The sequence below is a fragment of the Bradyrhizobium canariense genome (assembly GCF_900105125.1).
GTDB classification, from domain to species: domain Bacteria; phylum Pseudomonadota; class Alphaproteobacteria; order Rhizobiales; family Xanthobacteraceae; genus Bradyrhizobium; species Bradyrhizobium canariense_A.
On the sequence record NZ_LT629750.1, the window covers coordinates 476,820 to 495,372 of the forward strand.

Below are 18,553 nucleotides of genomic sequence, written 5' to 3' on the forward strand. Positions count from 1 at the left end.
ATTTTATGACCCGCGAAACAAGCTATTTCGTTCAGTCGTTCAACACCGGCAAAGGCGGAAAGCTGAAGGCCGATGCTCCGATAGCCTGTAAATCGGAAACAGGCGCTCTTCGAACCGCGGAACGATTGGCGTTGAGCAAGCTCGGTGTCGTTGCCTTCTCATCCACCGGAGATCCCGAGATGGGTGACTATGATGACGAGCCTACTGTCATCTTCCGTAACGGCAAATTTCCTTCCGCCTTCGACTGAGATCGATCGCGGTGGCGGTATATATACAAAGGAGCCTCAATGAGTGAGCGACTTGAAACGCTGAAGAAGGCCCGTGAGCGTATGGTCGAGGACAGGGACGCGCACGCGAAGGTTCTGGCCGCTCCGTTTGATCGCGACAAGGCCGAGCGGGCACGCACCAAATTCACCGAGATTCAAACGCTGATCGACGCACTGGACCGCGCCATAAGCGGAGAGGAAAGCGTCTCGAAAAGAGCTGAGTGAGCCGGGATAAGCTGTTGACGTTCGGGACGGTCGAAGCGGGCTCCAACTAATGCATAGCTATTGGGCGGCAAAGAGCGCAGAGTTGGGAAATGCGAGTCTTCAGGTCGCGCCAGACGAACTTCGTCCGAGCTTTAGAGCCCTTGGCGGAAGGTGAATCGAAGCCTGGTGCGTCGCCCATACGCCGGACGTCCGGATTTGTGTCGCGAACCGCGGAAGAACTTGCCCTGGGTAAGACAAGCATCCTTACCTTTCCCGCGATTTCGGATGCCGGAATGGGTGACGACCGGTCTAAGATGTCCTTTCAGGCACCTGCTGAATTCGGTGTGATGTCGTGATGGTAACACTACCGGCACTGCTTTTTGAGAATGGACTGCCTAATCTTCCAGTGCTGCTCATTGAGCCGCACCGCAATCATGGGGGAGTTTGGCGCATCAAATTCAGCTACGAAACCGGCGAACCGCTCTCCATGAGCGCGACCCAGGCATCGACGATGGCCTCCTGTCTTCATAAACTGGGGGAAGTCGATTTAGCTGATGAGATCGACAGCGCGATAAAAAGCGCGGAGCGCTACGCCTCAATGTAAAGTTCTACATTCAATTAATGCGCATCACCAATCCAGAGGAGATCAGAATGGCCAAAGGCGAGCAAAAAGGTAATCGGGAAGTCAAGAAGCCCAAAAAAGAGAAGATCAAGACAATTGCCGCAGCGCCGAGCCAAAAGACTGCAGGCTGGCAACCAACCTTCGGTTCCGGAAAAAAGAAATAATCGGCGTCAAACGTCAGCGTCTGACGGGTTGTTCGGGCTGATCTTGGGCGCCCAATCGGTCCGGCAGAGCCCTATGCGCTGTTTCGAAAATCGATGCTGCGCAAGATGATGCCGGGCGGCGTGCCTTCGAACTCCATCGCAACGAATTTGCGCGAAGCGCAGTCTTCGATCCGATCGCGCAGCCGCATAAATTGTGCCTCGCGCTCATTCGGCTTGATCCGCGCCTGGCTTTCCAGGCCGTCTATGGCGGAGGTGGAGATGGCACACGGGACCTCTCGTTGGCCGTCAACCATCGAGAAGAGGATGACCATTCGGTCGAATTCGTAGCCGAGGAAATTACCGCGGGTAAGCGCCATTTGATCCACTCCTTCAGAGGGTGTTGCTCTCCTTCGAGCGAGGCGTCTCGCTCAATCGCGAGACGCCCTGGACCCTGTCTGATTGTTACGCCGCGCGCTTTGCTTTTGTGTCTTTTGGCGGCGGCGGGTCGATTTCCGCGATCTTGCGCAGGCAATCGGCTTCGGAATCATGCGGTCCCGAAACAAATGTTCCGCTCGCTTTGGTGCTGTACCAGCCCGAAACAACACCGAGTCGGAGCGACTCTTCGGTTTTGACATGGCGTGGTGAAAGGTTTTGCATCGGCGTGTACTTTCAGATCGGCGCCGATCTTTTGTCGAGCGCGAGGTGAGGTTTCCGGTTGTTCGGCGAACAACCGTTTGTTCAGTTCTCGTTGGAGAGCCGGGCAAAGTCCGCAAGTACGGCTGCAACGAGATCTCGATGATGGGTGTCGTCCGGCGGCAGCCCTGCGGCGTATAGATTCAAGATGTAGCGCGCCTTGGCCGCCGCTTCCGGCCACGACGCTGCTGAAATCGACAGAAGCTGGTTTTCGACGACGCCCTGCCGATCGCGCAGCTCCCTTGCATTGTTCTCCACCTCCGCCAAAACACGACGGATATCGGTGGCCTTCTGTGCGGCCATGCCGCGATGCTTGTCGAGATCCAGCGTTTTCTCAGTCATGAGGCGCGCTGGCATCGATCCGCTGTGCATCCGCCAGATCGATCGAGCCGATGGACACCATTTCCATCGCCGAACTGCGCGGTGCGGCCGAAGGGACCATGATCATGGTGGCAACCCGGCGGAACGACGCGAAGGAAAGCCCCTCGATCATTTCTTCATCCGTGACGACCTCATAATCACCGGCCGGAAGCAGCCGGTCGACGCCCTTGATCTGGAAAGGGTGTTTGAAGGTAACGGTTTCCCGTCGCGAGCGCATGGTCATGACCGATTGCCTTTCGCAAGCAGCCCCAAGCCAACGCCACAATTGTGCATGCGTTGATAGTGCGCTCTTTCGTCCCGATTAGCTATCTCTTTCTCGTGGGATGGATGGCCGCGGGCGAACAGCCCGCATCACGTCTTGTGCTCGGCCGCCCTCGTAGCCATCTTCGCAGTGCGCCGGAACGATTTTATCAGACCGGACTGGCCACGCGCCCGTCCGACGTGTTCGGACATGCTTTCAAGCTTCACTTCAGGATCTGCTGCGAGCTGCAACCATGCGGCTCGGTGCAGGCGACGTAATTGCGGCGTGCAATTACTGGATAGCGCAGCCGGCAGGATCGGGGATTTCGCATGAAGATTCGTGTCGGCTTTGAAATGATCTACGATTTTCCGCAAGCGACCCCGCTCATCGCGGTGCTCGGCACGCATTTTACGCGGGCGTCCGATATCATCGTGCCGGATTATTTGACCACCAGTCCTTCCGTGCCCATCACGCCGTATCGCGACAGCTTCGGCAACTGGTGCAGCCGGATCGTCGCGCCGGCAGGTCGCATGCGCCTTTCGGCTGACGGTACGGTGCACGATAGCGGTCTGCCCGATGTGATCGTTCCGTCCGCCGCGCAACATCCCATTGAGGAACTGCCGGCGGAGACCATCGTCTATCTGCTTGGCAGCCGTTACTGCGAGACCGATCGGCTCTCTGACATCGCGTGGAAGTTGTTCGAGAAGACGCCGCCTGGCTGGGCGCGGGTCCAGGCGATTTGCGACTTCGTTCACAACCACATCGCGTTTGGTTACGAGCATGCGCGCGCGACCATGACGGCATGGGAAGCGTTCAACGAGCGCAAGGGCGTCTGCCGCGACTATGCGCATCTTGCCATTGCGTTCTGCCGTTGCATGAACATTCCGGCGCGGTATTGCACCGGCTATCTCGGTGATATCGGAATGCCTCCACCATACGCCGCGGGAGATTTTGCAGGCTGGTTCGAGGCCTATATCGGCGGCAAATGGTACACGTTCGATGCGCGCAACAACATGCCGCGGATCGGCCGCGTTCTGATCGCGCAAGGCCGCGACGCCGCAGACGTGCCACTTACCCAGACGTTCGGGCCGAATACACTGGTCAGCTTTAAGGTCTGGACGGATGAGATCGTGTGAATGCTCGGCGCAGCGTCGACTTCCCGAGAGAGAGCGTCGTTGAAGCGAAGTTCTGGTCGAAGTCCCCTGAGGGCTCACGACGGTCCCGGCATTCTAGCGCTCGCTATTTACAGGACATCGGCGTAGCCTTGGCCATCACCGCGTTTTCCATGGCCTCTATCGGTGACTGAGGGTGATGAACGCTCCCGCCGTTGGATAAAAGGGAGCGCGTATGTCTCAGTTTCGCCTGCGCGATTGGATCGTGCCTCCGGTGGTCGTCCCGCTGTTTCTGCTGCTGTTGGTCTTGGCAGCGGTTGTCCTGCGTGGATAGAACGACCCGACTGGATTACCTGATTAGCGGCAACAATCGATCGGGTCGCGTCAATCTCGGCCGCCCCACAGCGACCGCCGCCCTGACGAAGGCAAAGGAGCTTTTGCAGGAAGGCTATCTCGACGTGAAGATATGCACTCCGCGGGGCCAGATTCTGCTGTCCGATGAGTTCGATCTGCTCCAAGCAGAGTGAAGCGCAAAAACCGAAGCGCCAAGCCGACGATTGAGAGAGGAGCGGGGACAGCAATGAACTCCAGGCCCTCCATGACTGCATATGAACTCAAGGATCTGATTGTCGAACAAGCGACGACCTGCCACGGCCCTTGGCCTGCGGGAATGACGCTGTTCGTATTTGACGATGCCTATGGATGGAACGCGAGCATCAGCCGGCCGATTTCCAGGGGCGATAATTTCTATCGCATCCGTACGTTCGATCTCATCACGAGGCTCAAGGCGAAATATGATTTCGCCGCACCTCGCTTCTCCTTGCCGGATGACATCTGACTGGCCAAAAGCTGCGATTCGTCAGCAATACATGCCTTACCGGGCAGAAATCGGCTTTGACATCGTCCTGCGTATCGATCACAAGCTTGCCCATGCCAAAAAAGCCTGGAACAAATCCGAAGGGCGAATTCGCCTTTTTCAACGTTCTCTATGAGGACGGCTCGCAACGCTCGAACCGGCGCGTTCCGTCCGAGCTGCTCGATGGGCTGGACAAGGATGAGCCTGCGCGTGAATTCATCATGCAACAGGATCACGAAATCGCCGAAAAGTCCGGCCGTGCCCCGCTCAAGATAACCAGCATCTCAAGGGTGGGCGCCAAAAAGAAATAAGGCGAGGGGACACTGGTCTACGAGCTCACGTCCTAGCGCAATCCCTCATAGACCATGAGGCCGCGGGCGATGGCGAGCTTCCGTAGCGCGCGGGGAACGAGACGCTGCGGCGGGTGGGCGAGGTAGCGCCACGATGTCAGCTTGAAATCACCGAGCACGCCATACCCATTATCAAACGGGGCCAGCAATCCGGTCAGGCTTATTGGCGTATGTGCGCGGGTGTTGAACGGCAGCAGCAGCAATTCCAGGTGCGCCGGCGAGCCATCCTGCGACGTCGCGGTGATGCCGGCGACCGCGCCCAGCAGTTCCTCGGCCACTACCGCGGTAATCTCCTCGATTTCGCGGCGGCTTTCCGGCGCAAACAGCGCCGAGAAACTCTTATCCTTCAGATCACGGCCGAGCAGGGCGCAGACCCGCGTTCCCGCGACGCGAAACGGATAGCCGGCGTCGCCGTCATAGGACAGGACGAAGATATCGCCGAGCAGTTCGCGCACCGCGCCGGGCTCGATGTCGCTTCGGTCCGGGGCGCGCGCGTCGCCGCGCTTATTGTCCCAATATGCGAAAAATTCGCGGTTCGACGGATGTTTCATACTCAATTTACCCCGGCGCGTGGCTCGGCGGGACACTTGTGTCCCGCTTTCGCGCATGCGCATTCCCCGTGTTTGTTTTGCAGGAGGGGCGGTGCAGCGTCCATGCCATAGCTAGACTTCTGCCGATTTCGCGCGGCCTTTTAGACGTTAAGGTTAAGTTAACTATGGGGTTGGCGCCGCCCGCGATGTGGGTAGGATGGCTCTCGCAGGTTACGGCGCTGGCTTCTCCAGGGGTCAGCGCCGATGAGACACAGGGTTGGTTCAAACAGTTTGGTCGTCGTGCGGGGAGGGGTGGGGATGTTTCCCGTTTAGGTCCCGGCGCGAAAAGATCAGCACGGACAAGGGAGGGCTTCTCGAAAGCCCTCCCTTTTTCTTTGGGACCTCTTCTGGATTTTGTGCACTTGCACAGCGGGGCCAAGCCGCCTATTGGGGCGCCATCGCTCGCGTGAGCTGCCGCCTGAGGTTCTCGACCCCTTGGAATCTTCACCCGAATTCCCGCTCGAATCCCAGCCGGAGCTGCCGCCGGAACCGCCGCGCGAGCCGCTCCTGACGCTGCCCGGCGCGCTGACCGCCTATATCGCCCTGCTGGCGGTGATTCATGGCGTGCGGATGCTGCTGCCGTTCGACATCGACGACCTCGTGATCCAGATCTTCGGTTTCATTCCGAAGCGCTACGATTCCACGCTGCTGGACGTCACCTTTCCCGGCGGCACCGGCGCCAAGGTCTGGACCTTCGTGACCTATTCGCTGCTGCACGCCAATCTCAGCCATATCGGGTTCAACGTGCTGTGGCTGTTGCCGTTCGGCAGTGCGCTGGCGCGCCGCTTTGGTACGCTCAGGTTCTATCTGTTCATGGCGGTAACCGCCGCGGCGGGCGCGCTGGCCCATTTCGTCACCCATGAACATGCGGTTGCGCCGATGATCGGCGCTTCCGCATCGGTATCCGGCACGATGGCGGCCGCTATCCGCTTTGCCTTCGTGAAGGGCAGCTTTCTGTCGTTCAGCCGCGGCGACGCCGATGCCGCGGCGCGGGTGCCGGCGCTGTCGCTGATGCATGCGTTGCGCAATGGCCGCGTGCTGGGTTTTCTCGCCGTGTGGTTCGGCGTCAATATTATTTTCGGCGTCGGATCGATCGCCATTGGCGCGGAGGGCGCCACCGTCGCCTGGCAGGCGCATATCGGCGGATTTTTCGCAGGCCTGGTGTTGTTCTCGCTGTTCGATCCGGTTCCGCGCATCGCGGCCGATGCTGCAGATGCGTCATCTCAGGACGTATCGACGCGCGACTGATCATCGCTTGCGGCACGGCGCGATTTCATTCATCATCGCAGACATTACGCGGCAAGGCATTGAGCCCGTAAGCGTGCGTGCTGATAGCCGCGTTTGCCGAATGCGCCTGCAACGAAATCGGCGCTCAACTGTTGATTGCAGACTCAAGGGAACAAAGATCGCGCTCGTTCAAGGGCGCGACCGGCTTCAGGGAGGCAACAATGACGGTACGTACAATTCTCGATTCCAAGGGCCATCAGATCCAGAGCGTCGAGCCGGACGCCAGGCTGGCGGCCGCGATCAAGATCCTGGGCGAGCGCAAGATCGGCGCGCTGCTCGTGATGGACAAGGGACGCCTCGAAGGCATCCTGTCGGAGCGCGACATCGTGCGCGTGCTTGGCGACCGCGGCGCGGCGGTGCTTGACGAACCCGTCAGCGCGGTGATGACCCGCAAGGTCATCAGCTGCAAGCAGTCGGACACCGTCAGCGCGATCATGGAGATGATGACGCTCGGTAAATTCAGGCATCTGCCCGTGGTCGAGGACGGCAGGGTTGTCGGCCTGATTTCCATCGGCGACATCGTCAAGCAGCGCGTGCAGGAATATGAGAACGAGCAGGCGGCGCTGCGCGACTATATCAAGACCGCCTGATCTACTCTTTGACGGTCTTGGCGGTGACGGTCTTATCGGCCGTCTTGGTCGACGGCGGGACCAGAATGTCGATCGCCTCCTGAATGGATTCGATGGCGCGCTCGGCGGCACGCGCGCCATGGGCGATCAGGTCGTCGGCGCGGTGGAAATCGAACCAGCCGATTTGACCGACGCGCGGCGAGATCAGGAGGTCGGGCGGATCGCCCGCCAGGCGCGCGCGGGTGATGCGGTCCTGCATGATGTTGAAGGCGTCGACCATCACGGTGGAGATGCCCGGCCGGCCGCCGCTGCCAAAAAATTCGCGCTTCATGGTGCGCTCGGGAGAGAACAGCTTGCCGAACCCGCGTTTCGGAGGCGCGGGGTCGAGCACTTCGGGTGTCGAGGTCACCGCGACCGCGGGGGCGGGGCCATGGGCATAGACCGTCGTACTATGGGCGAACACGTCGCTCGACAGGTTGGCGGCGATCACGATCTCCGCACCGAAAGCCCGTGCCGCCGACACCGGCACCGGGTTCACCAGTGCGCCATCAACCAGCCAGCGATCGCCGACCAGCACCGGCGCGAATATCCCAGGCAGCGCATAGGAGGCGCGCATGGCGTCGACGATGCGGCCATGGGTCAGCCAGATCTCGTGGCCGGTGCGGACTTCAGTCGCGACGGTGGCAAACTTGACCGGCAGATCCTCGATCAGGTTCTGGCCCATGGCGGCTTCGAGCTGGGCGGCAAGCTTGGCTCCGCCGATCAGGCCCGAGCCGTTGAGACGGATGTCGAGATAGCCCAGAATGTTGCGCGGCTGCAGGCTGCGTGCCCATTCCTCCAGCGTATCGAGGTGTCCCGCGGCATAGGCGCCCCCGACCACGGCGCCGATCGAGGTACCGACCACGACGTTGGGCACGATGCCGTGGGCCAGCAGCGTCCTGACGATACCGATATGGGCGAATCCGCGCGCTGCGCCGCCGCCCAAGGCAAGGCCGATCACCGGCCGCCTGACGCTACCGAGTCCTGCTTTGTCGTGGCCATTTGGGGCGGACTGGCCGCGCCCGATCAAATTCTCCAGCACCGAACTTCTCCTTAAGGACAAGCCTATTCGCTATGGCCTGTCCTTGCCAGAACGTCCCACGCGCATGGTTTATGCAGCAGTCCGGTGGGACTAGGCAGGGAATGTGACTGGATCGCGACCCCGCCGATACCGCGCTCTTTGGTGTATCACGCAGGATAGCTCCGGCGGATCGACCGGCAGGCTTGAATTTGCCGCGTTTTCGGTGAAAAGCATCACAATGACATCAGGGGGTAATGGCAGCGGTGGATCGGGGCGGCGTGGACGCCCCGTGATGGCGTTCGCGCTGGTGGCTATGCTGGCTGCCATGATTCCCGCCGCCGGTTCGGCGCAGATGTTCATGGATAACCCGCCACCGGTACCTCCCGCGTCGGTTCCGGAAGCGCCGGGTGGCGCGATGAACCTGGCGCCGTCGTCTGGCCCCGCGGCCGTTCCGAACATCCCGCCGCCGGTAACGCAGCCATCCGTTGCGGCGATACCTCCGGTTATCGCGCCGCCTGGAACCGCGACGGCCGGCCAGGCCGCATTGTTGCTGACGGCGCGTTACGGCAAGGACCTGCCGGCCATCACCAGCGGACTGGTGTGGCGGGTATTTTCAGACCGGCCGGACGACACCGGCACCTTCAAATTGATCCGTGAGGATCACAGCGCGACGCCCAACATCGCGCTGCCGCCCGGCAGCTATGTGGTCCATGTCGCGCTTGGCCTGGTGAGCGCGGTACGGCCGGTGACGCTGAAGGCCGAGACCGATCGCGAGGCCTTCGTGCTCCCGGCGGGCGGCCTGCGCATCGAGGGCCGGGTCGGCACCAGCAAGATCGCCCCGAATCAGATTGTATTCTCGATCTACAAGGGCAGCCAGTTCGAAACCAGCGAACGCCCGGCGCTGTTGCCAAACGTCTCTCCGGGCGATGTCGCGCTGCTGCCGGAAGGGACCTATTACATCGTCTCCAATTACGGCGACGCCAATTCCGTGGTGCGTTCCGATATCCGCGTCCAGGCCGGCAAGCTGACCGACGTCACCATCACCCACCGTGCGGCGGTGATCACGTTAAAGCTGGTCAGCGACAAGGGCGGCGAGGCCCTGGCCAACACCGCGTGGTCGGTGATCACGCCCGGCGGCGACGTTATCAAGGAATCGATCGGCGCGTTCCCCCGCGTCGTGCTGTCAGAGGGCGAATATCGCGCCATCGCCAAGAACGAAGGCAAGGTGTTCGAGCGTCCCTTCAACGTCGTCAACGGCGTCGACGGCGAAGTCGAGGTTGTCGCGCATTAGTTTTTGATCGGCCGGGTATACGGTCGCGCCAATCACAGCCTGCATTCATAAATCCATAAGCGCTGACACACATCCGCTTTTTGCGCACGTTACGGACTCAAGTCGGACTTTGGATCAGGTCCGAAGGCGTCAGACGGAGACGATACCACGTTCCTACGCTTGCCGCGGAAGCACCCAGCGAAGCGGTGGACCAATCTACGCACTCCGAAAAAGATGGCCCGTACTTTCGGCAGAGATCTAATGAGCCAGTCCGGAGTTCCAAGGTAGCGTAGTGTTTCGACGTTTTCTTGGTCGGCGCGTTGCCGAAAGCTCACGTTGGAAAAGTAATCGTGATCGCCAATACACCATTCCAACGTGCGCGCAATCTCTTCCCGCAATGGTTCGCCGTGCGGTAGCTTGCTGACGAAGCTCAGTTCTCGCCGAAGACAAATCGCTTCGATCCGTGCGCGCTGCTTCTCATCATCGTAACTGACGCCCCATCCCTCGAGCCTCGCATGGGTCGCTTCATGAATTATTACCGAGGCAATCCGTTCGAGCGTCGTTGTTTCAGGGAGAACGAAACGCTCATCAAACACGCATGCCGTTAATGACCGGTTGTAGCATGCACGTGCGTTTGGGATTACACCCACCTTTATTCGCTCCAGGTTATGGATGACGCGCGAATAATGAAGCGAATCGTGGCGTTTGATCAGTCGGAGCGCGTCCTCGACGCGGCGTAAGCCGGGGTAAGGCTTGCCTTCCATAGTCCCCACCCAGAGCCCGTCGACCTTTCGGCTCGTTGAGAACCACAGGACCAGCCGATCGACGATGGGTGGCTTCGGATCAGGCTTTCTTACGAAGGGTACGCGGCGCAAATCCAGCTGCGTTTTGAAGTGCTGCAAGCGCGCCACCCCTTCGTCATGGCCGAGCCCGGCCCCATTTGACAATTTTCTAGACGAACTCTCTTTCTGGTTGCTTAGAAGTTTAATTCAAATCGTACCGATGTAGGTCAGTCGTGCCGTTTTGACAGTCGGCTAGTGGCTTCCAACGCATCACAAAAAATAGAGCCTGAATTCGGTTTTCAGCTCGCCGATCCCGTCGATCGCAATCACCAGCGAACTGCTCGCCTCCTTGATGCTGCCGACGCCCAACGAGGTGCCGCAGCAAATCAGATCGCCCGGAAATAGCGTCATGTCGTGGGAGAGTCGGCTCACGATCTCCTGAGCACTGAAGATCATATCGGATATCGGATAGGACTGGCGTTCCGCGCCGTTGACGATCGTGCGCACGATCAATGACGCGGGTTCGATATCCGTCGCAATGACCGGCCCGAACGGGCAGAAGCCGTCAAAGCTCTTGGCCCGCGCCCATTGTGCGAAGGTCGCATCCTTTCCGATCAGGTCCGCGGCCGTCAGGTCGTTGACGCAGGTGTAGCCGAAGATGAAGGCATCGGCTTCATCAGGCGAAATGCCGCGGCAGGTCTTGCCAATGACGATTCCCAGTTCGCCCTCCCAGACGATCCTGCCGTCATAGGATGGCGGCCGGCTGACGACGGCGTCAGGCGCGGTCACCGATGACGGCGCCTTCAGCAAATAAAGCGGCTCGCTCGGTTCGGGAACGCCGAGCTTCGCCGACAGCGCATGAAAATTATTCCAGAGCGCGACGATTTTCGATGGGACCGTCGGCGGCAACAATTCGACCTCGGCAAGCGCGATCCTGCGATCGGTCGCTTCCGGGTTTCGGAACATGTCGCCGGCATATTCGGTGATCCATTCGCGGTCGGCCGTTCCAAAGCCTTTTCTGTCGCGATATTGAAAGCGCAGCCAAATTTTCATCGAGAAGCCTCGCCCTTTACGATTTCAATTTTTCGACAAGGGTCTTTCCAAGCCTTGCGGGCGAGGGCGAGACGGTGATTCCGGCCGATTCCATCGCCGCGGCCTTGGATCCGGCGTCGCCCTTGCCACCGGAGATGATGGCGCCGGCATGGCCCATGCGGCGGCCGGGAGGGGCGGTGACGCCGGCGATAAAACCGACCATCGGCTTCTTGCGGCCGCGCTTGGCCTCGTCCTTGAGGAACTGGGCGGCATCTTCCTCGGCCGAGCCGCCGATCTCGCCGATCATCACGATCGAGGTGGTCTTGGGGTCGGCCAGAAACATCTCCAGCACGTCGATGAATTCGGTGCCCTTGACCGGGTCGCCGCCGATGCCGACCGCGGTGGTCTGGCCAAGACCCTCCTGGGTGGTCTGGAACACCGCCTCATAGGTCAGCGTGCCCGAGCGCGAGACGATGCCGACATTGCCGGGCTTGAAGATGTTGGCCGGCATGATGCCGATCTTGCATTCGCCCGCCGTCATCACGCCCGGGCAATTGGGCCCGATCAGCCGCGATTTCGAGCCGCTCAGCGACCGCTTGACCCGCACCATGTCGAGCACCGGAATGCCCTCGGTGATGCAGACGATCAGCGGGATTTCGGCATCGATCGCCTCGCAGATCGCATCGGCCGCCCCCGGCGGCGGCACATAGATCACGCTGGCGTCCGCCCCGGTCTTCTCGCGCGCCTCGGCCACGGTATCGAACACCGGCAGATTAAGATGCGTCGATCCGCCTTTGCCCGGCGAGGTGCCGCCGACCATCTTGGTGCCATAGGCGATCGCGGCTTCCGAATGGAACGTGCCATTCTTGCCGGTGAAACCCTGGCAGATAACCTTGGTGTTCTTGTCGATCAGGACGGACATTTACGCGGTTTCCTTCACAGACTTGACGATTTTCTGCGCGGCATCGTCGAGATCATCGGCCGGCAGCACGTTGAGGCCGGACTCGCGGATGATCTTCTTGCCGGCATCGACATTGGTGCCCTCGAGCCGCACCACCAGCGGCACCTCGAGGCCGACTTCCTTCACCGCCGCCACCACGCCCTCGGCAATGACGTCGCATTTCATGATGCCGCCGAAGATGTTGACCAGGATGCCCTTCACATTGGGATCGGCGGTGATGATCTTGAAGGCGGAGGCGACCTTTTCCTTGGTGGCGCTGCCGCCGACATCAAGGAAGTTCGCCGGCGCCATGCCGTACAGCTTGATGATGTCCATCGTCGCCATCGCCAGGCCGGCGCCGTTGACCATGCAGCCGATATTGCCGTCGAGCGCGACGTAGTTGAGGTCGTATTTCGACGCCTCGATCTCCTTGGCGTCCTCCTCGGTCTCGTCGCGCAGCGCAGCCACTTCGGGATGGCGGAACATGGCGTTGTCGTCGAACGACACCTTGGCGTCGAGCACGCGCAGCTGAGCCTGCTTGGTGACGACCAGCGGGTTGATCTCCAGCATCGCCATGTCCTTGGCGACGAACGCCGCATAGAGCTGCGCCACCAGTTTTTCCGCCTGCTTGGCGAGATCGCCGGTCAGTCCCAGCGCTTTTGCCACCGTGCGGCCGTGATGGCTCATGATCCCGGTGGCCGGATCGACCGAGAAGGTCACGATCTTCTCCGGGCTGTTATGGGCGACGTCCTCGATATTGACGCCGCCTTCGGTCGACACCACGAACGACACTTCGGAAGTCTCGCGGTTGACCAGGATCGAGAGATAAAACTCCTTGTCGATGTCGGAGCCGTCCTCGATGTAGAGGCGGTTGACCTGCTTGCCGTGCGGCCCGGTCTGCACCGTCACCAGGGTTGCGCCCAGCATCTGCCTGGCGAACTCGTTGACCTCGGCGACCGACTTGGCGATCCGCACGCCGCCCTTGTCGCCGGCACTGGCCTCCTTGAACTTGCCCTTGCCGCGGCCGCCGGCATGGATCTGGCTCTTCACCACCCAGACCGGGCCGGGCAGGGTTTTGGCGGCGGCATCGGAATCGGCCGCCCGCAGCACCGGCACGCCCTTCGAAATCGGCACCCCGAATTCGTGCAGCAGCGCCTTGGCCTGGTATTCGTGAATGTTCATGTCCGCTCCCTCGTGCGTTGCTGTCGTTTTGGTATACAATATTCCAAATTGCAAGACGGTTCGGCCACTGGCCGATACGGAGGGCCATTGACCGACCTGCTGGTTCGGCCGCCTCAGCCCCTATAAAAAGAAAAAGCCCCAGTAAAACTGGGGCTTTGGAGTCAGGAAGAGACGAGATGGGAGCGGTCGCTACCAGTTCGGTAGTTTCCGTCACGAATATATTCTGGTATATTGAATGCCAATTGGCAAGCAGATTCTGGCACTGCCCACAAAAGCCGTCGATCGGGAGGTCACCATGAAGATCAGAGTGGCTCGTCTTTCAAAGTCCGGAAGTGAAACAAATCCGGATGCAAGGGACGGCGCGGTTCAATCCGTCGAGCGCGCGCTGCACATCATCGAGACGCTTGCCGAAGACGGCGAGGGCTACCGCCTGACCGACCTCGCGATCAGGACCGGCCTGCCTCCGTCGACTGTCCATCGATTGCTGACGACGCTGGAGAAGCGGCACTTCGTTCAGTTCGACGGAGCCACCAGCACGTGGCGGATCGGCGCCAAGAGTTATCTGGTCGGCTCCACCTTCATGAAACGTAATAGCTTCGCGACGCAGGCGCTGCCTTACTTGCGCAAGCTTCGCGATCAAACGCAGGAGACCGCAAATCTCGCCATTGTCGATGACGGGGCGCTGTTGGTGCTGACCCGCGTTGAAAGCCGCGAACTGATGCGCTCGGTCAGCAGAGTGGGCGGACGGGTCTCAATGGCCACTTCGGGACTCGGCAAGGCGCTGTTGTCGGCCTATTCCGACGCCGAAGTTTTTGCCGTCATCAAGCGCGAAGGCATGCCGCGACTGACCTCGAACTCGATCGTACGGGCAGGGGATCTCTGCAAATCGCTTCACGACATCCGGCAGCGCGGCTATTCGGTCGACGACGAAGAGGCGCAGATCGGCCTGCGTTGCGTATCTGCCGTGGTCTATGACGGACTTGGCGAGCCGCATGCCGCCATCTCCGTATCAGGCAAAACCTCTCGGGTGCCGGACGATCGTCTCTCGGTGCTCGGCAAAGCCGTGCATGAAATAGCGCTGGAACTGACATCGGCGATCGGAGGGGTTACGCCGCATCGAGCCTGAAAGGGGTGACAAGCTCTTTTCAAACGGCGGCAAACTCAAATCGTTGATCCAGCGCTCATTTCCCCGGTCATTTCCGCATCGTGAAAAACTAAGGCCCGCCTCGTTGAGACTGCCGCGCGATCCAGTGATGATCGCTGCGACATTCGTGAACCGAGGTGACCCATGGCGATGATGCGAGCAATCGATGCCGCCGTACGCGTTCTTGAAAAGGAAGGCGTGCGTTGCGCGTTCGGAGTTCCTGGTGCTGCGATCAATCCGCTTTACTCCGCGCTGAAGAAGCGCGGCTCGATCAGTCATATCCTGGCGCGCCACGTCGAAGGCGCTTCGCACATGGCCGAAGGTTACACGCGCGCCAAGGCGGGAAATATCGGTGTCTGCATCGGCACCTCGGGTCCCGCCGGCACCGACATGATCACGGGGCTTTATTCCGCGATCGCCGACTCCATTCCGATCCTGTGCATCACCGGGCAAGCCCCCCGCACGCGTCTCTACAAGGAGGATTTTCAGGCCGTCGATATCGAATCGATCGCAAAGCCCGTCACCAAATGGGCAGTCACGGTGCGCGAACCGGCGCTGGTGCCGCGCGTGTTGAGCCAGGCGTTCCACATCATGCGCTCGGGACGGCCGGGTCCGGTATTGGTCGACCTGCCGCTGGATGTGCAGCTCGCCGAAATCGAATTCGACGATGAAACCTACGAGCCGCTGCCGGTTTACAAGCCGGCGGCGACACGCAAGCAGATCGAGCGCGCGCTTGACATGATGAACGCGGCAGAGCGCCCGCTGATCGTGGCTGGCGGCGGCATCATCAACGCCGACGCGTGCGACCTGCTCGTCGAATTTGCCGAGACCGTCAACGTTCCGGTGGTCCCGACATTGATGGGGTGGGGCGCCATTCCCGACGATCACGTTCTGATGGCGGGAATGGTCGGCCTGCAGACCAGCCATCGTTACGGCAATGCCACGATGCTCGAATCCGACTTCGTGCTTGGCATTGGCAATCGCTGGGCCAATCGCCATACCGGCTCGGTCGACGTCTACACCAAGGGGCGCAGCTTCGTTCATGTCGATATCGAGCCGACGCAGATCGGGCGCGTTTTCAATCCGCAGCTCGGCATCGTATCCGACGCCAAGGCTGCACTTGAGCTCTTCGTCGAGGTTGCGAAAGAATGGCGAAGCCAGGGAAGGATCAAGGCGCGGCAGGCGTGGCCGGCGGCATGCCACGACCGGAAGCGGTCGATGCTGCGCCGAAGCGATTTCGCCAATGTGCCGATCAAGCCGCAACGCGTCTATCAGGAGATGAACAAGGCATTCGGGGCTGACACCTGCTACGTCACCGTGATCGGGTTGTCACAGATCGCCGGTGCCCAATTCCTCAGGGTGCAGGGCCCGCGCAACTGGATTAACGCCGGGCAGGCGGGGCCGCTCGGCTGGACGCTTCCGGCAGCGCTCGGCGTTCGCGCCGCGGATCCCGATCGCGAGATCGTCGCGCTCTCAGGCGACTATGATTTCCAGTTCCTGATCGAAGAACTCGCGGTCGGCGCACAGTTCAAGCTGCCGTACATCCACGTCGTGCTCAACAATTCATATCTCGGCCTGATCCGTCAGGCGCAGCGCGGCTTCGACATGGACTATCATGTCCAGCTTTCGTTCGAGAACATCAACGCGCCCGAAATCGGCAGCTATGGCGTCGACCACGTCGCCGTGGCCGAGGGGTTGGGCTGCAAGGCGATCCGCGTCACCGATCCCTCGAAAGCGCAGGACGCCTTCCGGACCGCGCGCGAGCTGATGGCGGAACATCAAGTTCCTGTGGTGGTCGAGTTCATCCTGGAGCGCGTCACCAATATCGCGATGGGTGCGGAGATCGACGGCGTTGTCGAGTTCGAGGACGTTCTCGACGTTCCCCTCGATGCGCCGCAAGGCAGCGGAGCACGACGGCCTGTCCTGATTCCGGTCTAGGGCGCCTTTACGCAACACCACGCGCATTCACCGGAGGTTCGATCGTGCCGAAATTCGCTGCCAATCTCACCATGCTCTTCAATGAGCTGCCGTTTCTCGATCGCTTTGCCGCCGCCAAGTCGGCCGGATTCAGCGGGGTCGAATTTCTCTTTCCCTACGAATTCGAGAAAGTCGTGCTTCGGGAAAAGCTCGATCGTTATGGCCTCGTTCAGGTGCTGCACAATCTGCCGGCCGGCAATTGGGGTGCGGGTGAGCGCGGCATCGCTGTGCTGCCTGACCGGATTTCAGAGTTTCGTGCTGGCGTAGAGCGGGCCATCGACTACGCCAGGGCGCTCGATTGTCACCAGCTCAATTGTCTGGCGGGAATAGCGCCTGTTGGAATTGATACCGGGACGCTGCATCGCGTGTTCGTCGAAAATCTTCGCTTCGCCGCCGATGCCTTAGCCCGGCACAATATTCGTCTCCTGATCGAGGCGATCAACACCCGCGATATTCCCGGCTTCTTCCTGTCGGGAACGCAGCAGGCCGAAGACATCATCGCTGAGGTGGGATCGGACAATCTGTTCATCCAATACGATATCTACCACATGCAGATCATGGAGGGAGATCTCGCGCCGACGATTGGAAAGCACTTCCACCGCATCGCGCATATCCAGCTTGCCGACACTCCCGGCCGCCACGAACCGGGCACCGGCGAAATCAACTTTCCTTATCTGCTGCGCTACCTCGACGAGATCGGTTACGCCGGCTGGGTCGGCTGCGAATACAAGCCGAAGACAGCGACCGATGACAGCCTGGCGTGGCTGGCGGGTCAGGCCATTGCGGCCTGAACGATCCACCAAGGAAAACCTGACATGACCGACATCGGATTTATCGGACTTGGAATCATGGGCCGGCCGATGGCCGGCCATCTGCAGACCGCTGGCCACCGTTTGTTTCTTCATGATGTCGCGGCACTCCCCGAAGAGCTCATGCGATACGGGGCAGTCGCCTGCGATAATGGCAAGGAAGTTGCGGAAAGAGCTGAGATCATCATCCTCATGGTGCCGGACACGCCGCATGTGGAGACCGTCTTGTTCGGTGCGGACGGCGTCGCCAAAGGCCTCTCGAAAGGCAAAATCGTCATCGACATGAGTTCGATTTCTCCGCTCGCGACCAAGGCGTTCGCCAAAAAGGTCAACGCGCTCGGCGCGGAATATCTCGACGCGCCGGTTTCCGGCGGCGAAGTCGGAGCCAGGGCCGCGACGCTGACCATCATGGTCGGTGGATCGCAGGCCACGTTTGACGTGGTCAAGCCGTTGTTCGAAACGATGGGAAAGAACGTCACGCGCGTCGGCGGCAACGGCGACGGCCAGACCACCAAGGTCGCCAACCAGATCATCGTTGCGCTAACCATCGAAGCCGTCGGCGAGGCGTTGTTGTTTGCCTCGAAGGCAGGTGCGGATCCGGCACTGGTGCGGCAGGCGCTGATGGGCGGCTTTGCGTCGTCCCGTATCCTGGAGGTGCATGGTGAGCGCATGGTGACGCGCAATTTCGAGCCCGGCTTCCGGATCGAACTGCACCAGAAGGACCTCAACCTTGCGCTCGAAGGCGCCCGGGCTCTCGGGGTTTCGCTCCCGGCGACCGCGGCGGCGCAGCAGCTATTCAATGCCTGCGCCGCTCACGGCGGCAAGGCGTGGGATCATTCGGCAATGGTCAAGGCGCTGGAGTTGATGGCAGGCCACGAAGTCGCAACGCTCGTAGAGCCGTAAAACGCATTGGCTTTGTCAGCCGCCGCCATCGCGGTTCTGCGGCGCGATCCACGTGTGCGCGCCGCCAAGGACTGACTGTCATAGTCACTAATGCGCACTAACCATCGGATGACTTAAAACTGTCATAATCACCGGTTGAT

At 60.6% G+C, this 18,553-nt stretch carries 25 protein-coding genes; 15 read left to right on the plus strand and 10 right to left on the minus strand.

Translation table 11 applies throughout. The features are described from left to right. Positions 1-5: 5 nt before the first annotated feature. The 4 genes from BLV09_RS02275 to BLV09_RS38425 all read left to right on the plus strand — a co-directional run bounded on the left by BLV09_RS02275 (position 6) and on the right by BLV09_RS38425 (position 1,256). A complete protein-coding gene (locus BLV09_RS02275; RefSeq protein WP_146686176.1) occupies positions 6-248 on the plus strand; it encodes a hypothetical protein in 243 nt (80 codons plus the stop codon). Between the two features lie 39 nt (positions 249-287). Continuing rightward, positions 288-491 (plus strand): hypothetical protein, encoded by a 204-nt coding sequence (locus tag BLV09_RS02280; RefSeq protein ID WP_100382593.1) that lies wholly within the window; start codon positions 288-290, stop codon positions 489-491. A 334-nt stretch (positions 492-825) separates the two neighbouring features. Next, entirely contained in the window at positions 826-1,074 is a 249-nt protein-coding gene (locus BLV09_RS02285; protein ID WP_146686177.1) for a hypothetical protein, read from the plus strand. 47 nt (positions 1,075-1,121) lie between these two features. Then, the gene (locus BLV09_RS38425; protein ID WP_283806830.1) at positions 1,122-1,256 is read left to right on the plus strand and encodes a hypothetical protein; all 135 of its coding nucleotides are present in this window, start codon (positions 1,122-1,124) and stop codon (positions 1,254-1,256) included. Between the two features lie 71 nt (positions 1,257-1,327). On the opposite strand, the gene BLV09_RS02290 is transcribed toward BLV09_RS38425, so the two are convergent. The 4 genes from BLV09_RS02290 to BLV09_RS02305 all read right to left on the minus strand — a co-directional run bounded on the left by BLV09_RS02290 (position 1,328) and on the right by BLV09_RS02305 (position 2,532). Continuing rightward, the gene (locus tag BLV09_RS02290; protein ID WP_146686178.1) at positions 1,328-1,612 is read right to left on the minus strand and encodes a DUF1488 family protein; all 285 of its coding nucleotides are present in this window, start codon (positions 1,610-1,612) and stop codon (positions 1,328-1,330) included. Positions 1,613-1,697: 85 nt separating this feature from the next. Continuing rightward, on the minus strand, positions 1,698-1,892 hold the full coding sequence (locus tag BLV09_RS38695; protein ID WP_146686179.1) for a hypothetical protein: 195 nt from the start codon (positions 1,890-1,892) through the stop codon (positions 1,698-1,700). Between the two features lie 81 nt (positions 1,893-1,973). After that, positions 1,974-2,270: a hypothetical protein gene (locus BLV09_RS02300; RefSeq protein WP_100382588.1), complete on the minus strand. Its 297-nt coding sequence runs from the start codon at positions 2,268-2,270 to the stop codon at positions 1,974-1,976. Further along, complete coding sequence (locus tag BLV09_RS02305; protein WP_100382587.1) at positions 2,263-2,532, minus strand: hypothetical protein; 270 nt, start codon at positions 2,530-2,532, stop codon at positions 2,263-2,265. Before BLV09_RS02305 ends, BLV09_RS02300 begins: the two co-directional genes overlap by 8 nt. Before the next feature lie 347 nt (positions 2,533-2,879). Between BLV09_RS02305 and BLV09_RS02310 the strand changes: the two genes are divergently transcribed. The 4 genes from BLV09_RS02310 to BLV09_RS02325 all read left to right on the plus strand — a co-directional run bounded on the left by BLV09_RS02310 (position 2,880) and on the right by BLV09_RS02325 (position 4,829). Next, a complete protein-coding gene (locus BLV09_RS02310) occupies positions 2,880-3,686 on the plus strand; it encodes a transglutaminase-like domain-containing protein (RefSeq protein ID WP_146686180.1) in 807 nt (268 codons plus the stop codon). Positions 3,687-3,988: 302 nt separating this feature from the next. Then, positions 3,989-4,189 (plus strand): hypothetical protein, encoded by a 201-nt coding sequence (locus tag BLV09_RS02315; RefSeq protein ID WP_244548945.1) that lies wholly within the window; start codon positions 3,989-3,991, stop codon positions 4,187-4,189. 53 nt (positions 4,190-4,242) lie between these two features. Next, positions 4,243-4,500 carry a hypothetical protein gene (locus tag BLV09_RS02320; protein WP_167558594.1) on the plus strand — a complete coding sequence of 86 codons (258 nt, stop codon included), beginning with the start codon at positions 4,243-4,245 and terminating at the stop codon, positions 4,498-4,500. A gap of 92 nt (positions 4,501-4,592) precedes the next feature. Beyond that, complete coding sequence (locus BLV09_RS02325; protein WP_100382584.1) at positions 4,593-4,829, plus strand: hypothetical protein; 237 nt, start codon at positions 4,593-4,595, stop codon at positions 4,827-4,829. 32 nt (positions 4,830-4,861) lie between these two features. Here the strand turns inward: BLV09_RS02325 and BLV09_RS02330 are convergent, their stop codons facing one another. After that, positions 4,862-5,419, minus strand: a complete 558-nt coding sequence (locus tag BLV09_RS02330) for a PAS domain-containing protein (RefSeq protein WP_146686182.1) — start codon at positions 5,417-5,419, stop codon at positions 4,862-4,864. Between the two features lie 474 nt (positions 5,420-5,893). Here BLV09_RS02330 and BLV09_RS02335 point away from each other — a divergent pair, with 474 nt between their 5' ends. Both BLV09_RS02335 and BLV09_RS02340 read left to right on the plus strand, forming a co-directional pair. Beyond that, the gene (locus BLV09_RS02335; protein ID WP_146686183.1) at positions 5,894-6,706 is read left to right on the plus strand and encodes a rhomboid family intramembrane serine protease; all 813 of its coding nucleotides are present in this window, start codon (positions 5,894-5,896) and stop codon (positions 6,704-6,706) included. Positions 6,707-6,906: 200 nt separating this feature from the next. Then, complete coding sequence (locus BLV09_RS02340; RefSeq protein ID WP_146686184.1) at positions 6,907-7,335, plus strand: CBS domain-containing protein; 429 nt, start codon at positions 6,907-6,909, stop codon at positions 7,333-7,335. A 1-nt stretch (position 7,336) separates the two neighbouring features. Here BLV09_RS02340 and BLV09_RS02345 read toward each other — a convergent pair whose 3' ends face one another. Further along, on the minus strand, positions 7,337-8,395 hold the full coding sequence (locus BLV09_RS02345) for a patatin-like phospholipase family protein (RefSeq protein ID WP_167558595.1): 1,059 nt from the start codon (positions 8,393-8,395) through the stop codon (positions 7,337-7,339). 217 nt (positions 8,396-8,612) lie between these two features. On the opposite strand from BLV09_RS02345, the gene BLV09_RS02350 reads away from it, so the two are divergent. Then, the gene (locus BLV09_RS02350) at positions 8,613-9,665 is read left to right on the plus strand and encodes a hypothetical protein (RefSeq protein ID WP_146686186.1); all 1,053 of its coding nucleotides are present in this window, start codon (positions 8,613-8,615) and stop codon (positions 9,663-9,665) included. 89 nt (positions 9,666-9,754) lie between these two features. Here BLV09_RS02350 and BLV09_RS02355 read toward each other — a convergent pair whose 3' ends face one another. The 4 genes from BLV09_RS02355 to sucC form a co-directional block, all read right to left on the minus strand. Further along, positions 9,755-10,546, minus strand: coding sequence for a hypothetical protein (locus BLV09_RS02355; RefSeq protein ID WP_167558596.1), 792 nt, complete (start codon positions 10,544-10,546; stop codon positions 9,755-9,757). Between the two features lie 150 nt (positions 10,547-10,696). Next, complete coding sequence (locus BLV09_RS02360; protein ID WP_146686188.1) at positions 10,697-11,479, minus strand: fumarylacetoacetate hydrolase family protein; 783 nt, start codon at positions 11,477-11,479, stop codon at positions 10,697-10,699. A gap of 16 nt (positions 11,480-11,495) precedes the next feature. Then, complete coding sequence (gene sucD / locus BLV09_RS02365; RefSeq protein ID WP_146686189.1) at positions 11,496-12,380, minus strand: succinate--CoA ligase subunit alpha; 885 nt, start codon at positions 12,378-12,380, stop codon at positions 11,496-11,498. Further along, positions 12,381-13,580 (minus strand): ADP-forming succinate--CoA ligase subunit beta, encoded by a 1,200-nt coding sequence (gene sucC, locus BLV09_RS02370; protein ID WP_146686190.1) that lies wholly within the window; start codon positions 13,578-13,580, stop codon positions 12,381-12,383. It abuts the gene before it with no gap. 295 nt (positions 13,581-13,875) lie between these two features. On the opposite strand from sucC, the gene BLV09_RS02375 reads away from it, so the two are divergent. The 4 genes from BLV09_RS02375 to glxR all read left to right on the plus strand — a co-directional run bounded on the left by BLV09_RS02375 (position 13,876) and on the right by glxR (position 18,413). Beyond that, a complete protein-coding gene (locus tag BLV09_RS02375; RefSeq protein WP_146686191.1) occupies positions 13,876-14,706 on the plus strand; it encodes an IclR family transcriptional regulator in 831 nt (276 codons plus the stop codon). A 162-nt stretch (positions 14,707-14,868) separates the two neighbouring features. Beyond that, positions 14,869-16,662, plus strand: coding sequence for a glyoxylate carboligase (gene gcl, locus BLV09_RS02380; RefSeq protein WP_146686192.1), 1,794 nt, complete (start codon positions 14,869-14,871; stop codon positions 16,660-16,662). 44 nt (positions 16,663-16,706) lie between these two features. Continuing rightward, complete coding sequence (gene hyi, locus BLV09_RS02385) at positions 16,707-17,492, plus strand: hydroxypyruvate isomerase (protein ID WP_146686193.1); 786 nt, start codon at positions 16,707-16,709, stop codon at positions 17,490-17,492. Positions 17,493-17,516: 24 nt separating this feature from the next. Beyond that, positions 17,517-18,413: a 2-hydroxy-3-oxopropionate reductase gene (glxR, locus tag BLV09_RS02390; protein ID WP_146686194.1), complete on the plus strand. Its 897-nt coding sequence runs from the start codon at positions 17,517-17,519 to the stop codon at positions 18,411-18,413. The last annotated feature ends 140 nt before the right edge of the window (positions 18,414-18,553 follow it).

Excerpts from the sequence above, each read along its gene's own strand:
- gcl (WP_146686192.1), top strand. The coding sequence starts at position 14,869 with ATGGCGATGATGCGAGCAATCGATGCCGCCGTACGCGTTCTTGAAAAG.
- BLV09_RS02300 (WP_100382588.1), bottom strand. The coding sequence starts at position 2,270 with ATGACTGAGAAAACGCTGGATCTCGACAAGCATCGCGGCATGGCCGCA.
- BLV09_RS02310 (WP_146686180.1), top strand. The coding sequence starts at position 2,880 with ATGAAGATTCGTGTCGGCTTTGAAATGATCTACGATTTTCCGCAAGCG.
- sucD (WP_146686189.1), bottom strand. The coding sequence starts at position 12,380 with ATGTCCGTCCTGATCGACAAGAACACCAAGGTTATCTGCCAGGGTTTC.
- BLV09_RS02360 (WP_146686188.1), bottom strand. The coding sequence starts at position 11,479 with ATGAAAATTTGGCTGCGCTTTCAATATCGCGACAGAAAAGGCTTTGGA.
- BLV09_RS38695 (WP_146686179.1), bottom strand. The coding sequence starts at position 1,892 with ATGCAAAACCTTTCACCACGCCATGTCAAAACCGAAGAGTCGCTCCGA.
- BLV09_RS02350 (WP_146686186.1), top strand. The coding sequence starts at position 8,613 with ATGACATCAGGGGGTAATGGCAGCGGTGGATCGGGGCGGCGTGGACGC.
- BLV09_RS02305 (WP_100382587.1), bottom strand. The coding sequence starts at position 2,532 with ATGACCATGCGCTCGCGACGGGAAACCGTTACCTTCAAACACCCTTTC.
- BLV09_RS02275 (WP_146686176.1), top strand. The coding sequence starts at position 6 with ATGACCCGCGAAACAAGCTATTTCGTTCAGTCGTTCAACACCGGCAAA.
- BLV09_RS02375 (WP_146686191.1), top strand. The coding sequence starts at position 13,876 with ATGAAGATCAGAGTGGCTCGTCTTTCAAAGTCCGGAAGTGAAACAAAT.
- BLV09_RS02290 (WP_146686178.1), bottom strand. The coding sequence starts at position 1,612 with ATGGCGCTTACCCGCGGTAATTTCCTCGGCTACGAATTCGACCGAATG.
- BLV09_RS02320 (WP_167558594.1), top strand. The coding sequence starts at position 4,243 with ATGAACTCCAGGCCCTCCATGACTGCATATGAACTCAAGGATCTGATT.
- BLV09_RS02280 (WP_100382593.1), top strand. The coding sequence starts at position 288 with ATGAGTGAGCGACTTGAAACGCTGAAGAAGGCCCGTGAGCGTATGGTC.
- BLV09_RS38425 (WP_283806830.1), top strand. The coding sequence starts at position 1,122 with ATGGCCAAAGGCGAGCAAAAAGGTAATCGGGAAGTCAAGAAGCCCAAA.
- BLV09_RS02285 (WP_146686177.1), top strand. The coding sequence starts at position 826 with ATGGTAACACTACCGGCACTGCTTTTTGAGAATGGACTGCCTAATCTT.
- BLV09_RS02330 (WP_146686182.1), bottom strand. The coding sequence starts at position 5,419 with ATGAAACATCCGTCGAACCGCGAATTTTTCGCATATTGGGACAATAAG.
- glxR (WP_146686194.1), top strand. The coding sequence starts at position 17,517 with ATGACCGACATCGGATTTATCGGACTTGGAATCATGGGCCGGCCGATG.
- sucC (WP_146686190.1), bottom strand. The coding sequence starts at position 13,580 with ATGAACATTCACGAATACCAGGCCAAGGCGCTGCTGCACGAATTCGGG.
- BLV09_RS02325 (WP_100382584.1), top strand. The coding sequence starts at position 4,593 with ATGCCAAAAAAGCCTGGAACAAATCCGAAGGGCGAATTCGCCTTTTTC.
- BLV09_RS02340 (WP_146686184.1), top strand. The coding sequence starts at position 6,907 with ATGACGGTACGTACAATTCTCGATTCCAAGGGCCATCAGATCCAGAGC.